Raw genomic sequence first — 21434 nt, 5'->3', positions numbered from 1 at the left:
GGGTATAAGTTACATCAGCACAGGAGTTGTTCATGAATGGAGTATTAGTAGATGGCGAAACAGTTTATCCGTCGAAAGTCGTTTGTATTGGCCGTAATTATGTCGCACATATCCAAGAGTTGGGCAATGAAACGCCAGATAACCCCGTGATCTTTGTTAAACCTAACTCCGCTATTGCTAGGGAGTTATGTACCAGTGCCGATGATGAGGTGCATTATGAAGCAGAAATAACGTTTGCTATACAGTCTGGACAATTACTTGCAGTGGGTGTTGGTTTAGACCTGACGAAAAGGGCGCTACAATCCTCTTTAAAGGCTAAAGGGCTTCCTTGGGAGCGAGCCAAAGCGTTTGATAAATCAGCGGTATTCAGCCAGTTTGTCCCGTTTAAAGGTGATGTGAGTGAGCTACGTATGGAGCTATATATTAACGAGCAACTGATTCAGTTAGCCACTTATGATTTAATGATCCACAAGCCTGCAGACATAGTCGCAGAAGTAAGCAGTTTTATGACCCTTAATGATAGCGATTTATTGATGACAGGCACACCAAAAGGGGTAGGTAAACTTAATGTAGGCGACCAGTTTGTGGGTAAAATTTTTCAGCAAAAAACCTTGCTTGTTGAACATTCTTGGCAGGTTACTTAATCGATACTGCCAAGCTTTATTCTAAATAACGGTTCCATGTAAACTTTTTAATAACGCTAATGCGCTGACGTTAGATAGAGTATAAGGGTCAAAGGTTGCTGAAGCCGAGAACTTAAACAGCAGCTCTCTTGTTAAATGAGATTCAGGCACATAGCCCATTGACCAAGCGCAAAACTCACGCTGTGTAACATTTTCATAGCTGACAATAGTTACTCGACAATGGCGTTCGTCGCTTAAAATACGCTGATATGTTTGATTAATGTTATCTCTCGATCCTTCTAAACATTGCAGAAAATAACGATGGCTAAATAAAAGCATACCCGACACATCCTGCTTTTTATTGTTGCGCCGAGAAGACGCTAAAATATGTTCAATATCTTGACTGCTAAACGATTCAGAGAGGGTGCTGGCGTACACGATACGATACAAATTCATAATTAATTCCTAACTATGTTAATGGATTGCAATTGTTGCGCGACAGCTAAATGCACAAAACGTAATACTATAAAGATAATAAAGAGCATAGCAGGAAAAAATAATTTCATTGACCAATAAGTGATAAATGAGGCGACCTAAGTTAGTTGCGTGATGATAGGAGAATATGATTCACCGCCTGAGCAGATTGCTACCTGCAGGCGGCGGATAATGAGTTAGCGATGACCTTTAATTATCCCTTTAAGGTAATTATTTTTGGTTATTTTTGTCATGGCAACTACGGCAAAAACATGGCCGCAAACAGCTAACATGGTCAGGTTGACAAGAAATTCATGAATTTCCTTCACCCAGTCTTCACCCCAAAGGGCGTCCGTTCCCATCGCCCAGCCAGATAACCCTATCAGCAGTAGATTGAGCCAAATAAACCAAACCATTAGCGCGCCAGCTGGATTATGTCCTCGATGGGTATCTTGCTTGGTTTGTTTAACCTCTTTTAAGTGCTCAATGGCAGTGCTAAAAGAAGGAAAAAAGCGCGATAAACGTGCATGAGAGTCTGTAATCAGTCCCCAGCACAAACGCACTACCACCAATGCAACTAAACTATAACCAACCCATTCATGGATATCGCTGCCTTCTTCGGTGAAGAAAAAGTTCGCAAAAAATAGCCCCGCTACCCCCCAGTGAGTGAGCCTGACGACTATATCCCAAATAGGCTGTGAAGGGCTGTTTTCCATTAGCCGCGCTCCTCTTTAATTACTTGCATGTTGGTCGGGTCGTAATAAATTTCAACTCGCTCACCTTGGGTGTCTTTACCGTAAAGCTCATAGCAGCCAGTGTCGGTTTTTTTGAATTTTTTGATCGTATAACCTTCGTCAACTAACTGTTGTTTGGCGGTTTCAAATGGGATCCATTCCGATTCAGGCGCTTGACTACATTGTGGATCGGCATAACTGGCGCTGGCGACGAACGCAAGGGCAATAAAGGGGATGTTTTTAAATCTCGTTAACATGGGTAACTCCTAATAAAAGTAACTAATAAATAAACATTAGCGGTTTGAGCCAGATTAGTATTCCCCTGTTTTCTTAACGATTTCTTAAGCCGAAAGGGAAATTCTCCTATCTTTTAAAAACGCCAAATAGTCTCAAGGGGGCATTGTCACTGACTTGCAGCATTGTTGACCCAGGTAGTGGGCTTCAGGCACACTGCCGCTTCAAAATACACAATGGGAATAAAAAGAAATGAATGGAACTAATCGGTCTGATATTAAAAAAGGTCTCTCGGTGTCAATAGTATTAAAACAAGATCAGCGCAGCGGCAAGCTGACCGATGGGGTCGTGAAAGATATTTTGACTAACTCGTCAAATCATCCCCATGGCATAAAGGTCAGGTTAGAGAGTGGCGATGTTGGGCGAGTTAAAGCTATCCACGATTAATGTTGAGGGCATAGTGTATCTTCGGGCGCAGCTGATGCCACGCCACCATCAATCGCCTGTTAAGCGGGATGGGTGCCCAAATGCCCAACCTTCACCAAAATAACGGTTTCTTGCTCAACATAGGGGTGATGTTCACTCATATGTGGACTACGCAGCCACGTGCCGCTTGGGTATCGCGCGTATTCATCACAAAACTCGCCGCTAAGCACCAATATCTCTTCGCCGCCAAAGTGACGATGAGGCACAAACTGCTCACCCGCAGGCCATTTTACTAACGCAGTGTGCTCCACATCGTGTTGATGTAATGGCATTACTTGCAAGCCACCTTGCCCAGCTAACCAAGGTGTTTCATTGGTATTCACCCGCACGCCGCTTAAATCATCGGCTAAAAATTGGTTTAGTTTTACAAAAATTACGCAACCCTCTTTACTAAAAGGCTGATGTGAGCTGCCGGGCGGGTTACGCAGATAGGTGCCGGCGGGATAGTCGCCGTTTTCATCGGAGAATACGCCTTCAAGTACAAAAATTTCTTCGCCCATGGGATGATGATGAGGCTTGAAATAGGAGTTAGCGGCGTATCTTACTATGCTGGTGGCGTGGCCACTTTCAGCGCCTTCGCGGGATAATATTTTGCGGGTAACGCCGGCTAGTGGGCTGTCGACCCAAGGCTGCTGCGCGGTATCAATAACCACTTTTTGCGTAAAATCTAAATTAATGTGCGCCATAGTTATTATTGCTTCAAACTTCGTCGGTAATGAAATGGATATTCTACCTTACGTTGCTTGATCGCAGGCGGTTTATGTTCCCGACTGCTTTATAGTATTTACTGCGCTGTATTGATTAACCCGGATCTTGGATAAGCGCAATAGTATGCTTTCCTGCAAAAACGCTGTAAATATTTCCCTATACACTTGGCGTTTTCATCCCTGAAAACGAAATTTTGCCGTAAAACATACTTTATCTTGCTGCGATAGGCTTAAACAGAACTGAGGTTGATGACCACTTTTTCGATGGTAATGGTTGCCACGGGCACGTCATCATAACCCGCCACGGTGGTGGTTTTAGCGCGGGCGATTTTTTTCACCACTTCCATTCCTGCTGTTACCTTGCCAAACACGGCGTAACCCCAGCCATCAGCAGTGCGGCCAGTGTGGTCTAAAAAGTCGTTATCGGCCACGTTAATAAAAAACTCGCTGGTGGCAGAATGTGGCTCGTCGGTGCGCGCCATAGCCAAGGTGCCTAAGGTGTTTTTTAACCCATTGTCGGCTTCATTGCGAATAGGGGCATGGGCTGGTTTTTCTTTCATTTTTGCCGTCATGCCACCGCCTTGGATCATAAAGCCCTTGATGGTGCGATGAAAAATGGTGTAATCGTAAAAACCTTCTTCACAGTAACGTAAAAAGTTTTTTGCACTGAGCGGCGCATTTTCAAAATCCAGTTCAATCTCAATGTCGCCCACGTTGGTGGTAAAAGTAATCATCATATCGCCTTATTAACGGTACTTGCCGCTGGTCCATGGGTTTTCACGCTCGCCGCTTTTCGCTGGTTGCGCGGGTTTGTCACTTGCTGGTCTGCCACTTTTGTCGTGGCGTGGTTTCACTGTGCCTGCGGATGCGCTGCGTTTTTTGTCTTGGCCAGTATTATCTTTACGCTGCTTAGGCTTAGCATCCGGATTAAATTTTGGCTTAAAGTTCAAAATAGATATCGGCACTTCTTTGATTGGCGCAAAGCCTTCAATTTCTTTGCGCACAATTAACTGGCCCAAACGACTTTCAATGGCGCACAGGTTTCTAAAGTCATCCTTAGAAACAAACGAAATCGCCTCACCACAGGCGCCAGCACGGCCAGTTCGACCAATGCGGTGAATGTAATCATCGGCTTCATCAGGCAAGTCGTAGTTCACTACGCGCTCAAGATCGTCAATGTCGATACCGCGCGAGGCAATGCCGGTGGCAACTAAAAAGCGAATTTTACCTGATTTAAAGTCAACCAATAGTTGTTCACGTATCGCTTGGCTGCGGCCGCTGTGAATGGCCTCAGCAGCAATGCCGCGTTTTTCTAGTTGGCTGACTAACTTAGCCGCGCCTTTTTTGGTTTGAATAAAAATCAGCGCTTGTTGCCAGTTTTGCTCGGTGATCAAATGACTAATCAAGGCCGACTTTTTGTCTTTATCAACCGTGGTTAGCCACTGCTCAATTTGCGGCGCACTGGCATTGTCTTTAACAATTTCAATCTCAACGGGATCTTCAATCGCCGTTTTTGCCAAAAAGCGCACTTGTTTTGACAAGGTGGCCGAGAACAATAAATTTTGGCGCTCGGTAGGCAAGCGTTCAATAATTTTATTAATGTCTTCGATAAAGCCCATGTCGAGCATGCGGTCGGCTTCATCGAGCACCAATACCGACAATTCATCAAAATGCAGCGCGCGCTGGCTGTGCATATCCAATAAACGCCCCGGCGTGGCGACCAGAATATCTATCCCTTCAATTAAACGCTGCTTTTGCGGCGCAATATCAACGCCGCCATACATGGCCATGGAGGTCAGCGGCAAATACTTACTGTATTTAGCAATGTTATCGGCCACTTGCACCGCTAGCTCACGGGTGGGCGTTAAGATCAGCGCGCGAATACGCTTAGGGCGAATTTTTGGTAAATCTTGAAACCGTTGCAGCAATGGCAATACAAAACTGGCGGTTTTACCGGTACCGGTTTGCGCGGCGGCAAGTAGATCATTGCCACGCAAAATTTCAGGAATCGCCTGTTTTTGGACCGGCGTAGGCGCGCTGTATTCAAGCTCGCTAATGGCTTTTAAGATTGGATCGCTTAATCCAAGTGTTGAAAATGGCATGGGGTGTCTCAGATAAATAATAAGGGGCAAACTGCGCAGCCGATATTTTGATGAACAGGGTGCAACAGAGCAGGGCGGCAGTATATCAGAAAAGTGAGCCATGCCACAGTTTATGCAAATCGGATAGAGAGATGGTGCTTGCGTTAGTTAAGTGGGTATTTAGTAACCTTGCCCGTTCGTTAAAATTACGGACTTCTTCGTGAAGGGTTGCCAATGCAATAGCTTATTTCTAGCTTAGTCTTGACGCAATTTTTCCTGAAAAAAGCAATTGTACTACAGACTATTAGCATCACTTTGGCTGTGAAGTTACTTTATTGAGGGGCGAGAGCGAGGTAATATTTTGGCTCATCGTTTTACATGGCATTGCAGTATCTCAGAGCAAAAATCAGTGAGTTAGAGACTTAGGGCGCTTGGCAGGAAAGAGAATGTAAACATGGCTAGACCAGTGAAAAAATTTGATACGCTTTATAAAGGGCTCAAACGCCATTTAGTCACCTCGGTTGATCCAAATTATGAAGAGAAAGGGATAGCAAGGCTTGATGGACACCGTTGTGATGCGAACCAATTGATAAAGAGCGATTGCTTAGATGATTGCTTATTTTTTTGGTTAGATTTAATGTATTTTGAAGGCCTTGAGGCTGTTGCATCAGGGCGGATTGAGCGTTCGGTCAAAATTTTAGCGTTAAATCAGGAAGTATTTAATCGAATCGACCTCCTTACTCCCTATGAAAAAGAAGGCTATAACGATGCAATGCTATCTGTGTTGCCTATTTATCGCAGTTTAATGCTCATGGCTAATGGCAAAGCCTATGACATCGAAAAAGACTTTGAGCAATTGCAAGACTTACTGCAGTACATTGATGAGTATTATGTCGAAGGACAGTTTAAAAAAGATTTGCAATTGATAGCCAAGTTGATTGATTTACAGAGGGATGTAATAACCACGGAAGATTTTCTAAACGCGTTTAGTTGGCAACCCGATAATTTAGGTGAGCAGCTAGATCTTTGGTATTTAGATAGAATTAATGACAAGTACGACTATATTGCTTCAAACACCTTGCCCATCACTCCGTTTGCGCTTTGGGCGATACGTGAGGTATTACATGCCAAGGGGCACGAGATACAAGGCCATAGCCAATTTTTACAGCCATTTATCCCCTTAGATGTGAACGAAATGGAGCACATTCACATCTCAGACAGCTTTGACTACTTTTACCAGACGATTTGTAGCATGAAAGTCGCCATAGTGAATGACGAATTGGCTATATCGTTTCAATAAATGTGATTCTTTAAGTTCAGCTCTGTTTAAGCCCAGCGCAGCCAGACAAAGTATACTTTACGACAAAATTTCGTTTGCAGGACAGCAACCTATTTCGCTTATCCAAGATTCGGGTTATTTATTGCTGTTGTCGCTTTAATGTGGCTGTAAACCTCGCTAACTGGGCATGCAGCCAAAGTAGCGAGGCTGGTTTTAAAATGATCTAATTTATTTTAAATCAATGATGTAAAGGGTGCTGGCATCAATCACTTTGTTATCTTTATCAAGGTATTTTTGCTCTAGCTTGCCGTTACTTGACCAAGTCGCAAAATCATCGTCGTTGAGCACGCCAAGGGTGGTGGGGTTGATTAGCCACATGCCCTCTAATTTATCGTGAGGATATTTCACTTTTTTTACTAAATCTGCCACTAGAGACTTACTGACCGGTGTTATCTGGTGTGATGCTAGCGCATCCCAACCTTGTGCCATGACCACTTGCTCAAGGGTTTTTCCTGCTATGGTTAACCCCAGTTTTTCATCTTGCACTAATGTATCGCCGCTTTTAATGGCTTCTAGGTTAGTGGCTTTAGCAAGGTTGATGCGATAGATATGCTTCATGGCGTTAGGGTCGTCACGTAAAAAAGCGCCGTCTCGCTCAATCACTAAAAATTCGTTAGCCGAGAGCGCAACAATACCTGAGTTGGCATTTTGCGCCTTCTCTTGTTGGTAAAGATACTGGCCAATCTCGCCTGTTTTCAAGTTGACCGTGACCAACCGAACTAAATTCAAGTCTTTTACTTTTTTGTCTGGGTTATGCATGGTTGATTGCATAATACCGACCAAGGTGGACTCATCGGGCGTAATGGCTAAGCCTTCCATACCGCGGTTAGGGCGGCGATTAGCAAACTCGGCAGGCAGGTTGAGAGTCGTGCGTTTGTCCTTGGCAAAGGGGTTGATACGGCTAAGCTCAACGCCATCACTGTCAAAATGTACCATATGTGGGCCGTATTCATCGCTAACCCAAAAAGTGCCGTCTTTTAAGGCAACGAGTCCTTCGCCGTCGAGACCAAAGTCATCCAACTTGAGTGGGTTGGTTTTCGCATCAAAAGGTTTGTCAGCATTTACCGTAATAGGCTGGCCCTTTGTGTCGTAGGGCGTTTCGCCGGTGCCGCCCAAGCCAGAGCGATTTGGTAGCCCCGTGATAGGTGTGCCATCGGGTTGCTTTAATAAAATGGTGCGAACCAGTGTCACTTTGCCAGTGGCATTGACTTCAAATAAGCCAATACGAGGGGTGTAGTCTGGGGTGGGAAATATTTTCCCTTTCCCCTGTTTACCTAGCTCATAAGATGCATTGGGGCCGCGATCGGTTAATGCGTAGAACTGATTTTTGTTGGTTGGATGGGCGGTCATATCTGAGCCAAAACCGCCGTTGCGTATCTCCAGCATATGTTCGGGTTTAGCATGATTAGTAATATCATTTCTTAATACTTGATAGGGCAACGGCGCGCCATTTTGTGAATCAACATGACTGACGTTGAGCGCTTCGGCGCAGGTTAAACCAGTATTAAACAATAGCGCCATGGCTAAGGTAGGGAGCCCTTTTTTTACGATCATTTTTATTGCCTTTATTTGTTATAAATTGATTCAAAATGGAAGTCTGAGAGCGGCAAAGGGTATAGCGGCAAGATGTTAATTTTGTTTCAGTTGTATGATGGTTTTATGCCAGTTTATGTGGGGAGACCGTTTGCCACCAAGATGCGATAACATGGCGCAGAAATGGAGGTTTTTTTATTGTCTTTGTGATGTTTTGTCACAAAAACATCAATCCGAGATGAATGATATAAAGTGCTGAGATAAACTATTTTATCAATAAATTATGTCACATATTTTTTAATGGAAAATTGGCAATAAGAGACGCCCTCTAAAGCTTTTTCACTTAAACAAGCCGTTGGTCGAAAACAGCCAAGAATAGCGACTGTTATAAGGGCGACTTGTTTCAGAGACCGATGACGAAGAACGTCATAAAGAGGGTTTTGATTGAAAGTTAAGTTAGTAACGTCGAATGATGTTGTCTTCATTTGCATCTCTATGCATATAAAAGGAATTCCTGATGCAAACACGCGTTGAGCTGAATAGTACCGCGAACAAAATCTATATGTTTGATGAGGTTTACCCTTATCGCGCAGCACAAGAGCAAGCTGAAAAAAAGAAACTGAGTGCATTTGGCATCATAGCTAAACTGAATCCTCTTAAACGGCCAAGACCAGAAACGGTACTATTAGCGAAAGAGGCATTACGCTTTGAGCCCATGTGGCACATTAATGCGCGTCGTGAAGTTGATTATACTTGTGAACTCACTTACCCCGTGCCGGTGAATAACCCTTATGCTCAGTCCATTGAAATTGACGGTAAACTGTTTGAAGTGAGTCGTCAGCAAAATAGGGCTAAAATTGAATTACAAGTCAGCGAAAAATGTCACCGTAAAATTGACTACACAGCGTTTATTGATGGCTTACAAAGAGATATAAAGCCAATAGTTTTAGAATCTTATATTAATCGTTATAAATTTACCGAAGTCGCAGAGGTTTGTAACGAAGACGCGCTGATACCACAAGTTCCATTGGTTTCCGTTTTGCAGCAAGCAACGGCAAATCTTCACAGCGAAGCAATTAATGCTCACACAATCCTTTTTGATACCTTAAGTATTGAGCGCGCGCACCTTTTCTTCAGGCCGGTGTTTGCTTTCGAATATATTTGGACAACCGCCGATAAGAAGGGGGTGATTGAAGTAGACGGCTTGACGGGTGAAGTTATTGAAAACGGTGAATGGTATAAAGATAAGATCAACCGTGTACTTACGCGAGAAATGCTGTTTGAAATTGGTGGTGAAGTGGCCAGTACATTGCTCCCAGGAGCAGGAATTGCAGTAAAAGCCATTGACCTGATGAGCGCCGACAAACAAACGTCTCGTTCACTATCGGATTAAGTGTATTTATGACTATTGGTGAAAGCGCGCTGGTTTGGAGCTCACCAATCCCTAGACACCCCCTTGCGCTTGGCATACTATGTATTGTATCTATATACAGTGCACAAGCGTAATGAAAACACTTCCAGAAAAGTATTATTTAGCCCATTTTTACGAGCTGGTGGCGTTTATTGATGCCACTAGCTTGCACTTACTTAACACAGAGCAGCTGCGCCAGTATGCGCTTGTGCAGCGCTTGAGTGAGGCTGCGTTATGCTTGTTGATCCGCATTATCAATCGCAAAAGTAACTTTGTTGCGCCGGCGCGCTTAAACTACGCTGAAATTTTGGATATCACTGCCGCATTAGCGGAGCTTGAGCAACATCAGTTGATCACGTCGGCGGCGCAATTACCCGCCAGTCAATTATTGCCTGAGCTGACCAAAGCGCAGCTGCAAGACGTATGCGCTCAAGCGGGCGTGGTAGATATGCCGGCGAACTCAGCCAAAAAACAGGCGTGGATTGACTGTGCGCTTAAGCAAAGTTGCGCCATTAAACCTACTAGCGATCCCACTTATCAAGCCTATGTGCAGTCTGTTTTTAAAGACACCTTTGACTATTTTTTATATCTGTACTTTGCCCACCTTGGCGGCACCTTAGCGCAATTTTCGATGCGCGATCTCGGCATATTAAAAACCAATGGCAACAGTAGCCGCGCAGCCGCTAGCCAATTAAATGCGCACTTTGATGAATTAGAAGAAGCGCAAAGTGCGTTTCACTACAGTCAGTGGCTGCACCAGTTAAAGGTGATGAGTGATGAGGAAAAAACCGCCCTCGCACAAGCGCTATTAACACCTGCAAAGGTCGAGCCGGTTGGGCGATACGGCCAAGAAAAATATAACTTATTAAGCTATAAGCTGGCGCATCACTGCTTGACCCATGCGCCCGATATAGCAATGACGTTGCTGGCACAAAGCGATCATCCTAAAGCGCAGGAAAAGCATATTCGCGCCTTGTACGCCGAGGGCGAATTGACCCTTTGCCAAGCCAAATTAAACGCCATTCTTGAGGCTTCGGCAGATGAATCTTTATTGCTGTTTGCGCAGGATTTTTCGCGTTTAAAGTTTGGCTCCCAGCGCACGTCATTACTGACCGAGATGCTACGTAACTCAGGGACTGCTATTCCACTGGATGAAGCGTTTGTTGGCGCGCCAGAGCAAGGTTTGATTGATTATTACCAGCGCCATGGTATCACGGCTATTCACAGTGAAAATGGCATTTGGCGCGCGCTGTTTTGCCTTAGCTTTTGGCCTGAGCTTTATCAAAGTGACAAAAACCAACTCAGTAACGAATTTGCGCTGCGCCCGAAATCCATTAAAGAAAATAATTTCTACGACACTTTTGCCGCTGAGGTAGAAACGCGGCTGCAACACTTTACTGATGCGCAGGCGATGCTAGCGTGGCTGTTGCAGCAAATAACCGCCCATTATGGCGAGCCAAATTGTTTTATGGCGTGGTATGACCATCTCTATGATCAGCTTTGTTTACTGGTTCGCCATAGCCCAATGGATGCGCTGCGCAAGCATCTGCGCGCCATGAGTAAAAATTATCGCGGCTTAAAAGATGGTTACCCTGACTTGATTGGCGTGCGCGATGGCAAGTTGTTTTGCGTTGAGGTTAAAGCGCCCGGTGACAGCTTGCGCCGCAATCAAATAGTGACCATGAATCAGTTGCTAAGCGCAGGATTTGATGTGTCTATTCAGCAAGTGGCGTGGCAGCTTGATCCCGCGCAGCCGTATGTAATTGTTGATGTAGAGACCACCGGCGGGCAAAAAGAATATGACAGGATCACCGAGATTGCCTTGGTTAAGGTTGTGGCAGGAGAGGTGGTAGATCAATGGTCGAGTTTAGTGAACCCGAATAAACATATTTCAAGGCAAATTACCGCGCTAACGGGCATTAATAATCAAATGGTGCGCGATGCGCCTGTTTTTGCGCAGCTAGCAGAAAAGATTGATGCTTTTAGCCAAGGCGCGATTTTTGTCGCCCATAATGTGAATTTTGATATGGGCATGATCAAGGCGGAATTTGCGCGTTGTGGCTTAAGTTATCGCCGCGCTAAGTTGTGTACCGTTGTGTTAGCCAGAAAGTGGCTGCCTGGTCACGACTCTTATTCATTAGGTAAACTTTGCGCAGATGTAGGCATCACCCTTAATGGCCATCACCGTGCATTAAATGATGCTAACGCCACGGCAGATCTGTTTATCATGATTAATGCTTTGCGTTTAGCGCACTCGGCGCAATAGCATAAGAAGTCAGTAGGGGGAATATTGCTCCACTTGATAAGCTTGGGAGCCAGTCACAGTATTGGAACCTGCATCGCGAACGTTGCGCCGCCGGTTAATGTTAGCTCCAGATCACGTATTTGCTCGACACTGTAGCCTGTCTGGTCGATTTGATGCTGATGGCGCTCTGCATAATCGAGCAATCCTTGCCAAGCGGCGATGTAGCCAATATCCGACACGAGGTAAACCTCAGTGCATAAATAATTACCTGCAGGCAGCAATAGGTTGGCTTCGCTATTTGTATTTTCAGTGCCGAGCCAAACTTCCATTTCATGCCATGGGCGCTCCAGTTGGTTGACTGGTGATAGTGCGAATAAGCCTTTGGTTTTATTACCTTTAGTAACAAACTCTCGATCCCAGCTGAAGTTATCTTGTTTAGTTACGCTAAGCCTGCGTTCAGGATACCAAATAAGTTGGCAAGGTAAATCTTGCGCTAGTTGTTGCTCTAGGGTGTGACTGTTGTGGTTATTTGCACAAATGGCTTGAGGTGCGGGGGAGATACTCGCTTTAGGCTTGGCATTGAGTACTGGACGTGTAGGATGCGCGATTTTTTCCAGTAGCTGTGCTGTTTGCTCCGGCGTGGCATTGTACGCCATCTCTCGCAGCGCCTTGGCGCTCATATTAAGCTCTCGTTTTAGGGCTTTAGCGAGTGCTTGAGAAGAGGAATAGCCACAACGATGGGCGATGTCAGTGATGTTGTATTGGTGTAACTCAAATAGTTCATACACGGCTATTTGTAGCCGAATGCGGTTGAGGTATTGTCCCGGTGTTTCATGCCAAACTTGGGTGAATTGGCGATGAAAATGTGAAGGGGAAATAGCGCAGCGTTTGGCCACTTGTTGCCAAGTTAGGCCTTCAAATAAGGTCTGATGCATTAGTTGTAACGCTTTTTCAAACCGAGCCTGTAAATGAGGCGGCAACTGCTCCAATAGCGCCATTTCAGGCACAAGAATAAAAGGCTTGCTAGGCACAGACTCTGGGCGTTCGGTATTCTTCAAGTTAGTTGTCATCAGGTTTAATTTTGTCGATTGCCATGGTTCAATCATAGCCGATGTGGTTTGCATTTTAACTACCTGCCTGTTCTAACGATACATTCATTGGTTCACTTGTTATTAGGTGCTGCTCTGTTGAGGTAAAAAGTCCAAGCAACACCGGAATAATGATTAGGGTGATACCAGTGGCGAACAATTCACCAAACACCAAGGAGACTGCTGCTGGTTTTAAATATTGCGCTTGCTCTGCGCTTTCAAACAACAGCGGTAATAAACCACATACCGTGGTCATGGTGGTCAAAAAGATTGCCCTAAGACGGCTAGTCCCTGCTTTTATTAAGGCTTCATTCAATGGCATCCCGGCGCGATAATATTGGTTAAATCGTGTCATTAATACCAGCGAGTCGTTGATCACGATACCTGTCATTGCCATCATGCCGAACAGAGATAAAATGCTGACGGGTAAGTCCATTACGCCATGACCAATAATAGCCCCAGCAAAACCAAAAGGGATCACTGCCATAATAATTAACGGCTGCCAGTAAGATTTGAGTGGCACAGCAAGCAAGGCGTAGATAAGCAATAAGGTTAAGATCATCGCTGTTTTAAACCCAGCTTGTATTTCGCCTAACTCTTCAAATTCACCCCCTGATTGAATCTGAACGCCGGGGTAGCGCGTTGCTAGATCTTCCATTAGAGGCTTGAGCTGTTGCAGCGTTTGCTCTGGTGATTGCACTGCGCGATCTTGTCGCCAGTATAAGTTCACCACTTGCTGGCGGTCGCGGCGATGAACCACTTCAGGTTGCCGCTCGAAGCTTAAATTAGCCACATCTCCTAGCATTACCGTCTTGCCGCTAGATAAGAAGATAGGGGTTTGCAGTAGTTGTTGTTGAGTGGCTTTCTGCTTGGCCTGATAGCGTAATATCACTTTGGTTTCTTGGCCCTGTTGCAATAAGCGATGAATTTCACGTTCACCATAAGCGCCGCCAATCATCAGTGCAATTTGCTGTTGTGTTAATCCCAGTTGATGACCAAATTCATTAAGGGTAATGCGTATTTGTTGTTGGCCGCCTTGGCCGTCATCATACACATCATGTACACCGGATAAAGTGCTTAAATGTTTGGTCAGTTGGTTGCTGGCTTGCATCGCAAGGGCATGATCTGCAGAAGAAATACTGATAAAAGTGCCGCCCGCAGGGGCGTCCGCTGCTGAAAATGAGACCGCATATGCACCTTCAAATTGGCCGCTGTATTGTTGCCATTGATTCAGTGCTAGGTTGTTGGGCAACACGGTTAAGGCTTCGTTAGTGAGTTCAACCGTGGCTTCTATTTCGCCATAACCGGTTGACCATACCAATAAGTTAGTGATGGGTGGAGCACTCAATGGGTAGTCATGTTGCAGCTGTTGATTGAGTCTATTGGCCCCTTGCTCTAATTGCATTTGGGCTTGTTGCTGCAGCGGCAATGGCGCGCCAGGCGTTAAGGTGATGGTTGCGCTGAGATAGCGGCCGGGGATCTCGGGAAACGCAGAGCTGCGAATAAAGCCGGTCGACCACAGACCATACGCTAGCAGCACGCAAGCAAAAAAGCTGATTAAACAAGCGGCTTTATGGCGGATAGCATAGCGCAGTAAGGGTGCATAACATTGATTGTTAAAGCGCTGCAGGGCAGATTGCGCCGATGCTTGTAGCTTAGCCACAATTGGCCATGGCTTACTTTGAGTGGGCATGGCGGCAAGGTGTGATGGTAAGATAAATTTACTTTCAATGAGTGAAAATAACAGTGCAATAATCACCACGGCTGAAAAACTAGCTAACAATTTGGCTAACTCGTTATTGATCCAAAGCATCGGAGAAAAGGCAGCCACGGTGGTGAGCACCCCGAACACAGTCGCGACCGCTACTGATTCCACTCCCTTAAATGCTGCCTGTTTTGGATCTGGGTTGGTTAAACGGGTTTCATGAATGCTTTCGCCAACTACCACGGCATCGTCGACCAAAATACCCAACACTAAAATAATGCCAAATAAAGTGATGTCGTTAATGCTGTAGTTAAGTACGTTCATCATTCCTAAGGTGCCACAAAGGGCAATTGGGATCCCTAAAGCCACCCACATGGCCAATCTAAGGCGTAAAAACAGGCCTAAAATCACCAATACTATTAATAGCCCCTGCCAAGCATTGTTCGTTAGTCGGTTGAGTTGGTCTTCAATATAAGGTGCCATATCCGCCATTACCGCTAGGGAAATATCAGCGGGTAACAAGGCTTGTTGCTCTTTGAGCACAGAACTGATGGCTTGACTAATGTGAAGTAAGTTATCGTTTTGACTGGTATTAATTTGCAGCGCAATGGCACTTTCGCCATTATTGCGTACGATGGCTCCGGTCGCTTCATAGTCGCGGTAGATAGTGGCGATATCATCTAGTTTGATGATGCCTGAGGGCTCCGCGATAATATCAAGTTGCTTTAATAGGGTGAGATTATCGGCGTAGCCATCGCCCCGTAAGGTGATCCGGCCTTGCGCACTTTTTAACTCACCACTGCGGGTTTCTATAGACATTTGTTCAATGCGCTGGGCTAAAGATTCAATGTTAAGGCCCACCATTTGAAGCTGCGTAATATTGGGCTCAATGACGATTAGCGGAGCACGCTCACCTAAATTAGTCACCTTGGTAATGTCGGGATGTTGTTTCAATGCCAGAGCCACTTGGCGTGCAATGGATTGCAAATTTTGAGCGGTTTGCTTGGATGAAATAATGACAAAGGCGGCTAAATTGGTGAAGTCTTCACGTGTTATCTGAGGTCGTTCGGCCTGAGTGGGCAATCCGACAATGCTATTAACTCGGTTACGTACATCCTCAAGTAACTTCCCTAAGTCAGCGTTGGATTTTTTTTGCACGCGAATTTGCGCCATACCCGCTGAAGATTGGCTAACTAATCGTTTGATCCCTGCTACATCGCCAAGGGCGTCTTCAATTCGCTGGGTTACACTGGCATCAATCTGTTGTGCGGTGCCGCCGGGGTAGGCAATGGTAATGGTTAAACTTGAGGGCGCGATTTGTGGAAAGGATTCCACCCGCAGTTGCGATAAGCTGAGCAATCCGCTGGCGATCATGGCTAGCATCAGTAAATTAGCCGCAACAGGGTTGTGAATAAACCAATGGGTTAACCATTTCATCGTTGTGCTCCCAGTGTTGTCAGAAAATGAACTTTAGCGGCGGTTGTTGTTGGATCTGCAAAAGGAATAGGCTTTACTTTTACCCCCTCTAGCATTGACGTAAGTGGGTATACGGCGATCGTTTTCGCATTTTGCTGTTGGTCATTTGACGGAAAAGTTACCCAAACATGATCAGGGGTTGTTTCCAAAATTCGCACGTCAGTTTGTTGTAAAGTATTGTTTTTATTAATCTGCCAGATCAATCCATCTGGTGTCAGCGCACTGATAGGTAGCTTGGTAGCCAGCGGGAAAGCAGGTAAGGTAACTTCAATGGTGACAGGTTGATTTGGCAGTAAACGCGATGATTGCTGAAAAGGTTTATTTATCGCTAATACCACTTGCCGCTGCTTGGTGGTTTGGTCAACTTGTGGCGCGATAAATCGTACTTTGGCCGGCCACTGTTGATTCTGACGGTCGAACACCTCAATTTTAGGTTGCTCTAAACTGGCATGAATTAGTTGCCAATGTTGCTCAGCCACGGGCAACACAACATCTAGACTATCACTGGCGGCGAGTTCAAATAACGGCTCCCCCATTTCTACAAACTGCTTTGGACTAATAAATCGATGCAGGATGATGGCATCAAAAGGGGCGCGAATTTGGCTGTCACGTATTTTTTTTTCAATTGTATTAAGAAGTTGTTTCGCCTGCGTTAATTGAGCTTTGGCCGCGGCGATTTGCGGTATTTTTCGGGCAAACTCAGAGCTGCGTTTACCGGCTAGCATTTTCAGCGCAACAGTTTGTTCATGTTGCTGTTGTTGCAGCAGTAACTCAGCTTGTTTGATTTCACTTAGGGCATTGGCGCGTTCAGACTCAAGTTGCAAGGTGTCAAGCTCAGCCAGAATTTGCCCTTTTTTGACTAATGTACCTGGCTCAAGAGCGGCATCTAAGCGTATTACTTGCGCACTGGTTTGCGTTTTTAATTGGGTTTGCCAGCGCGCCGAAGTATGACCAGTTAATGAGAGTTTGGGCTGGTGAGGTGTCGGCGTTACTTGGATCACCGAGACTGGTAAATCTGACTCAACACTGGCGCTGGGCTCAGCCGGAAGAGGCTCAAGTAATACGACGCCTGAGATAGCAGCACACAACAGCAGCACAGATCCAATCAAGGGCATTAGTTTGCTTTTTTTCATTGTATCTCTCCGTTTACTTTGATTGGGGCAGGGGTGTTAAGGCGTTGTATTATTTCGCTTAAGCGCGACCAAGTTTGTAAGGTAATGGGCAGCAAAATCGCGGCGTCTAGGAACTCCAGCGAGTAGCTCACAATGGTGAAAATACTGCCCGGCGTCAGGGTTAGGCTGTGAGTAGCGAGCCAAAGGTTGAACAAGACAAAGATAAAGAGCAGTAAGAAAATCAAACCAAATACGATGGCTTCAGTATCAGATAGTTTGATCTCTTTCAGATTTATCTTTTGCAAATAAGCGTGAATAGAGCGACTGACCCCTTGCTCTAGCACATCAACTTGTTGCTCTTTGCAATTATTGAGCGCCGCATTTGTGGTAACAAATTGGCTATGGGCGGCGCCGTAAGCTGCAATGATTAGTATGCCGGCAACGATGGCAGAGAGTCCTAAGCCAAGATGAGCACTCGTTAAAATAACTAATGCAGCTACCAGTTGGATAATTGCGGTCATTAGCGGTGGAATATCGTTTTCTAGAAAATCCACTAACTCTCGTGACATATCAAGTCGTGCATTGCGAGTACTAATGGGCAAGTGTGCTAATTTTTCGGCAACGGACAAGCCAAGATTAACGCGGATCGTGCCAAAGGCTCGGGTATCGTAAATACGCCTTGCTACCACCAACGCGACAATCAGTACCAAGATGGCGCTCAGAACATAAAAGTCATGAAAGTCGCCTTGTAATAAGCCATCGATGGCGTAGCCGATGAACAAGGGGATCAACACGATCAACGCATTTTCGAGTAACACCAAAGCCCAAGTGAAGCCTATTAAAAGCTTATTAGCGCCAAGTAATGCTTTAATCGTAAAAGGTTTAACTTCATGCATCAGGTTTGCTTATTAATAATTAGCGAATTCAGAGCATGGTGACAGGATTGCAACGAGAAAAAGTGTCCCAAATTGCTGTATGTTTAAGCCTAGCGGCATAATGGATAGGCAGTACCTGCACTTTTATACCTGCTGTTTATTTATGCAGGTGTAATGGAGTTTGGCTGATTTTGCCAAGTTTTGGCGCGGTAAATAAATTGTAAAAGTCTCGCTTTGTTCACACCTTATATCTAAAGCTTTGATATATAATCACAAAATGAATCAGCCAAATCCTTTACGGGGGCCAAATTTGGTCTCGGTAAATACAAGGCTCGCTTTGTTTACCCCTGTGTTGCTTGTTACGGTTAACAAAAGAGCATTTAACTGGCTGAATATTATTAATTTATTTTATGCGGAATGACGATTTTCGTGCGGTAGCGTGCGGGATCTATACGGCATTCCGTATAAAACGCTGTTAAGCGGCAAAAGGGAGTTTGAATCTACCCATGAATTTTAATCAAAGATTAGAATGTAATACTTGCAAAGAAAATATTGATTGCCGTATTGGGATGTCTAATAGGGATGTTCAACCAATTAGTTTTGCATGCCCAACCTGTGGGGAAGGTATATCCATTGAGTTAAATTTGGGAAAAGGCTTTAAATATAAAGGTGCTAAATCTATCCACTTTGAAGGCCCTTTTACAAATGAAAACCCATTCATTGATTTACATTTGGACTTCCCAGTTAAATTTGGCGAGTACAAAATGGGTCACACACCCTTTATGATGGCTCACGCAAGAATAGGTCATGAGAATTTTCATATTCATAATACAAGATTAAATGCTCTAAACTTGCTTTACCCAAAGTTAGATGACTTTAAACGTATTCTCCGTCTTTATTCTAAAAACACAAAACTATTCGGTCAGCTATGTGAAACAAAATTTGGTGAAAAACTGCGTTCTGAGAAACCGCAAGATTTAAACCTTGCACTTTATTGTGTTATCGCAAAAGTCTTTTTCCCTTTCTCAATGCCAGATGAAAATGCAGACTCTGTAAAATTGCATATGAAAGCTATTCACGATGCTTTAAGCAAAAACAAAGATAGCTTTAACACATACATGAGTGAGATTTTTGATACTGGCTTTTTACATAACATGCAGAAAGACTGCCTTGATATTTACCCTCAGATACTTGCTGGTGAACTTGCATTCCGTCCTGCACTATTTCTAGATTTTGATGATAACTATGAAGAAGAGTTAGTAGCATTTAGAGTGTCAGCACACGACTTTCAAACTTATAAAGATCTTTACAAAGATATATCTGAAGTAATGTCACGCCAATTGGTTCTAGTTGCAGGGCTAAATAATCTAATTCATCGCGGTGATTTTAATAAGTTTAAAGATATTGGGAAAACAACCCCGAAAACACTTCATGCATACGCTGATTTACCATATGGATTTAAAGTAAGCCATTTAGATGATTGTTGGTACAGTATCGCTGACGGCTCGGTGAATAATCAGTTGCGAAACTCAATTGCACATGTAAAAGTTGAGTACAACGAAATTATTCAATTAATTACATATTTCCCTAAAAAGGAAGGTATAAAGCAAGAAAAAGCAGAGGAAATCTACTTTCTTGATTTTATGAGAAATATATTGATTTCTTACAGGGAAATGCATCGCATGCATCAGTTAATCAAGTGCTTGTTTAATTATTACTATTTAATTCACCAAAAAGCCGCTTAACAAGCCAATTCAGTAGGACAAAAAATAGTTGGTTTTGCTCCTGCGTCGCTAATTTTAACCAACTATTTTTTGCCTCTGATTGGGGCGTTAGGTATTAATTATGTCTCCAGGCACTCATTTACTTTTTAGTTGGCTTAGTACTGCTGAAATTCTCAAGAATAGAAGGGAAAGAGCTATTGTATCTATATCTGGAATTGCTCCAGACATAGATGGTATTGGAATAGTTATTGATGAAATTTCAGGAACAACAGACTTATATTTTCAATACCACCATTATTTAGGGCATTCATTCTTTTCAGCTTTAATTATTTCGGTTTTAGCAATGCTTATTGCTAAAACGCAAAAATGTGCTGTTTTTGTTTTGTCGTTTATATTGGTTCATATACATATCCTATTTGATGTCATTGGTTCTAAAAGCGCTGATGGTTATCAGTGGCCAATTTATTATTTGTATCCATTAAATGCAGAGTTTTTTATCACATGGGATGGACAATGGGAATTAAATGCATGGCAAAATCAAGTTGTTATGTTGTGTTTATTAGCGGGTTGCGGTTATTATGCTGTAACTAAAAAAATTACATTTTTGGAAGTTTTTAGTAGCAGGGTAAACGATGAGTTTTTTAAAATGTATTTTAAATATATTCACAGAAATACCTAACAAGAGACTATGGCGTCAATCGTTATTTTTAAACTTTTGGCGCTTCCCACATAACACCGTCTCTTAACATCGAATTGAGCGTGACAACCATCTTCCTGATACAAGCGATGATGGCTACTTTCTTCGGTTTTCCGGCCGCCACAAGGCGTTGGTACGTTGCTTTAAAAACTGGGTTTGATTGAATAGCAGACATCATTGCCATGTATAAAACGGTTCGAACTTGATGTCTTCCTCCCTGGATTTTTCGTTGTCCTTTATCAGCGACCACTTTCCTTATTCATTGGTGCGACCCCGACTAATGAACTGGCTTCTTTGTTGCTGATATAGCCTAGCTCTGGCAGGTTGCTGATTATGGATGCCGCGGCAATTTTACCAATGCCTTTCATGCTTTGCAGGATGGTGTTTTTGGCCTGATATTCTGGGCAAGACTCAATGAGTTTTACTATGTTGGCCTCTATCTTTGCAATTTGACTTTTGAACACGGTTAAGATGGGTTTGATGGTCACAGCGAGCGCTTTGGGGAGAATTTGAAGACGGTTTTTCTCCATGGTCTGCATCACCAGTAGTTGATTTCTTCTTGCGACCAAATCGCTCATAGACTGCATAACGGCGGGCTTTAAGGTTGATAGTGCTGGTTGAATGGCCTCACCATAATGCGCAATGAGTTGAGCGTCTAGTTTGTCAGTTTTTGCTTTTTGGCCAATGGCGCCTGCAAAGCGTTTAATGTGAATGGGGTTGGCGATAACAAACGGTAAATGGGCTTCGGCGCAAGCCACAATAAATCCGACATTCCGCAGCCAATTTAGGAATAAAATAATTCGTACATCTCGCCAAGTCGTTGCAGTAGCCGTCGTTGGTAATCTTGCATCCCTGTAATAAATCGCTGCTCGCCAAACTCCAGCATGTCT

The 21434-nt window shown here is 44.1% G+C and carries 18 protein-coding genes and 1 pseudogene; 7 read left to right on the top strand and 12 right to left on the bottom strand.

The window, feature by feature from the left end:
* The first annotated feature begins 32 nt into the window (after positions 1–32).
* Positions 33–644 carry a fumarylacetoacetate hydrolase family protein gene (locus K6Y31_RS12545; RefSeq protein WP_233053159.1) on the top strand — a complete coding sequence of 204 codons (612 nt, stop codon included), beginning with the start codon at positions 33–35 and terminating at the stop codon, positions 642–644.
* Between the two features lie 21 nt (positions 645–665).
* Here K6Y31_RS12545 and K6Y31_RS12540 read toward each other — a convergent pair whose 3' ends face one another.
* From K6Y31_RS12540 to K6Y31_RS12530, 3 genes are all read right to left on the bottom strand, one after another.
* On the bottom strand, positions 666–1079 hold the full coding sequence (locus K6Y31_RS12540) for a BLUF domain-containing protein (protein ID WP_232803776.1): 414 nt from the start codon (positions 1077–1079) through the stop codon (positions 666–668).
* Between the two features lie 215 nt (positions 1080–1294).
* Positions 1295–1813: a cytochrome b/b6 domain-containing protein gene (locus tag K6Y31_RS12535; protein WP_233053158.1), complete on the bottom strand. Its 519-nt coding sequence runs from the start codon at positions 1811–1813 to the stop codon at positions 1295–1297.
* Positions 1813–2088, bottom strand: coding sequence for a PepSY domain-containing protein (locus K6Y31_RS12530; protein WP_233053157.1), 276 nt, complete (start codon positions 2086–2088; stop codon positions 1813–1815). The genes K6Y31_RS12535 and K6Y31_RS12530 overlap by 1 nt, the downstream gene beginning before the upstream one ends.
* Before the next feature lie 229 nt (positions 2089–2317).
* Here K6Y31_RS12530 and K6Y31_RS12525 point away from each other — a divergent pair, with 229 nt between their 5' ends.
* Positions 2318–2512: a YwbE family protein gene (locus K6Y31_RS12525; protein WP_233053156.1), complete on the top strand. Its 195-nt coding sequence runs from the start codon at positions 2318–2320 to the stop codon at positions 2510–2512.
* A gap of 59 nt (positions 2513–2571) precedes the next feature.
* Here the strand turns inward: K6Y31_RS12525 and K6Y31_RS12520 are convergent, their stop codons facing one another.
* The 3 genes from K6Y31_RS12520 to K6Y31_RS12510 all read right to left on the bottom strand — a co-directional run bounded on the left by K6Y31_RS12520 (position 2572) and on the right by K6Y31_RS12510 (position 5360).
* Positions 2572–3237 carry a cupin domain-containing protein gene (locus K6Y31_RS12520; RefSeq protein ID WP_233053155.1) on the bottom strand — a complete coding sequence of 222 codons (666 nt, stop codon included), beginning with the start codon at positions 3235–3237 and terminating at the stop codon, positions 2572–2574.
* Between the two features lie 251 nt (positions 3238–3488).
* Positions 3489–3992: a peptidylprolyl isomerase gene (locus tag K6Y31_RS12515; RefSeq protein ID WP_232803792.1), complete on the bottom strand. Its 504-nt coding sequence runs from the start codon at positions 3990–3992 to the stop codon at positions 3489–3491.
* 12 nt (positions 3993–4004) lie between these two features.
* Positions 4005–5360 carry a DEAD/DEAH box helicase gene (locus K6Y31_RS12510; protein ID WP_233053154.1) on the bottom strand — a complete coding sequence of 452 codons (1356 nt, stop codon included), beginning with the start codon at positions 5358–5360 and terminating at the stop codon, positions 4005–4007.
* A 433-nt stretch (positions 5361–5793) separates the two neighbouring features.
* Here K6Y31_RS12510 and K6Y31_RS12505 point away from each other — a divergent pair, with 433 nt between their 5' ends.
* Positions 5794–6639 (top strand): hypothetical protein, encoded by an 846-nt coding sequence (locus K6Y31_RS12505; RefSeq protein WP_233053153.1) that lies wholly within the window; start codon positions 5794–5796, stop codon positions 6637–6639.
* Between the two features lie 207 nt (positions 6640–6846).
* Here K6Y31_RS12505 and K6Y31_RS12500 read toward each other — a convergent pair whose 3' ends face one another.
* The gene (locus K6Y31_RS12500) at positions 6847–8232 is read right to left on the bottom strand and encodes an esterase-like activity of phytase family protein (RefSeq protein ID WP_233053152.1); all 1386 of its coding nucleotides are present in this window, start codon (positions 8230–8232) and stop codon (positions 6847–6849) included.
* A 496-nt stretch (positions 8233–8728) separates the two neighbouring features.
* Here K6Y31_RS12500 and K6Y31_RS12495 point away from each other — a divergent pair, with 496 nt between their 5' ends.
* Together K6Y31_RS12495 and K6Y31_RS12490 are read left to right on the top strand one after the other, a co-directional pair.
* A complete protein-coding gene (locus K6Y31_RS12495) occupies positions 8729–9604 on the top strand; it encodes a hypothetical protein (RefSeq protein ID WP_233053151.1) in 876 nt (291 codons plus the stop codon).
* 112 nt (positions 9605–9716) lie between these two features.
* Complete coding sequence (locus K6Y31_RS12490) at positions 9717–11888, top strand: exonuclease domain-containing protein (protein WP_233053150.1); 2172 nt, start codon at positions 9717–9719, stop codon at positions 11886–11888.
* 53 nt (positions 11889–11941) lie between these two features.
* On the opposite strand, the gene K6Y31_RS12485 is transcribed toward K6Y31_RS12490, so the two are convergent.
* From K6Y31_RS12485 to K6Y31_RS12470, 4 genes are read right to left on the bottom strand one after another with little or no spacing between them, the layout of a single operon-like run.
* Positions 11942–12991: a helix-turn-helix transcriptional regulator gene (locus tag K6Y31_RS12485; protein ID WP_233053149.1), complete on the bottom strand. Its 1050-nt coding sequence runs from the start codon at positions 12989–12991 to the stop codon at positions 11942–11944.
* Position 12992: 1 nt separating this feature from the next.
* A complete protein-coding gene (locus tag K6Y31_RS12480) occupies positions 12993–16097 on the bottom strand; it encodes an efflux RND transporter permease subunit (RefSeq protein ID WP_233053148.1) in 3105 nt (1034 codons plus the stop codon).
* On the bottom strand, positions 16094–17269 hold the full coding sequence (locus tag K6Y31_RS12475; protein ID WP_233053147.1) for an efflux RND transporter periplasmic adaptor subunit: 1176 nt from the start codon (positions 17267–17269) through the stop codon (positions 16094–16096). Before K6Y31_RS12475 ends, K6Y31_RS12480 begins: the two co-directional genes overlap by 4 nt.
* The gene (locus K6Y31_RS12470) at positions 17266–18144 is read right to left on the bottom strand and encodes an ABC transporter six-transmembrane domain-containing protein (protein ID WP_233053146.1); all 879 of its coding nucleotides are present in this window, start codon (positions 18142–18144) and stop codon (positions 17266–17268) included. The genes K6Y31_RS12475 and K6Y31_RS12470 overlap by 4 nt, the downstream gene beginning before the upstream one ends.
* 485 nt (positions 18145–18629) lie before the next feature.
* Here K6Y31_RS12470 and K6Y31_RS12465 point away from each other — a divergent pair, with 485 nt between their 5' ends.
* Together K6Y31_RS12465 and K6Y31_RS12460 are read left to right on the top strand one after the other, a co-directional pair.
* Positions 18630–19868, top strand: a complete 1239-nt coding sequence (locus K6Y31_RS12465; RefSeq protein ID WP_233053145.1) for a hypothetical protein — start codon at positions 18630–18632, stop codon at positions 19866–19868.
* A gap of 100 nt (positions 19869–19968) precedes the next feature.
* Positions 19969–20526 carry a metal-dependent hydrolase gene (locus K6Y31_RS12460; protein WP_233053144.1) on the top strand — a complete coding sequence of 186 codons (558 nt, stop codon included), beginning with the start codon at positions 19969–19971 and terminating at the stop codon, positions 20524–20526.
* A gap of 28 nt (positions 20527–20554) precedes the next feature.
* Here K6Y31_RS12460 and K6Y31_RS12455 read toward each other — a convergent pair.
* A pseudogene (locus K6Y31_RS12455) lies at positions 20555–21308 on the bottom strand (IS110 family RNA-guided transposase); the annotation flags it as partial.
* Positions 21309–21434: the final 126 nt, after the last annotated feature.

It is taken from the genome of Motilimonas cestriensis (assembly GCF_021295315.1).
GTDB lineage: Bacteria > Pseudomonadota > Gammaproteobacteria > Enterobacterales > CBDFNC01 > Motilimonas > Motilimonas cestriensis.
The sequence above is the reverse complement of the archived record's forward strand: the minus strand, read 5'-3'. Positions and strand labels throughout refer to the sequence as shown.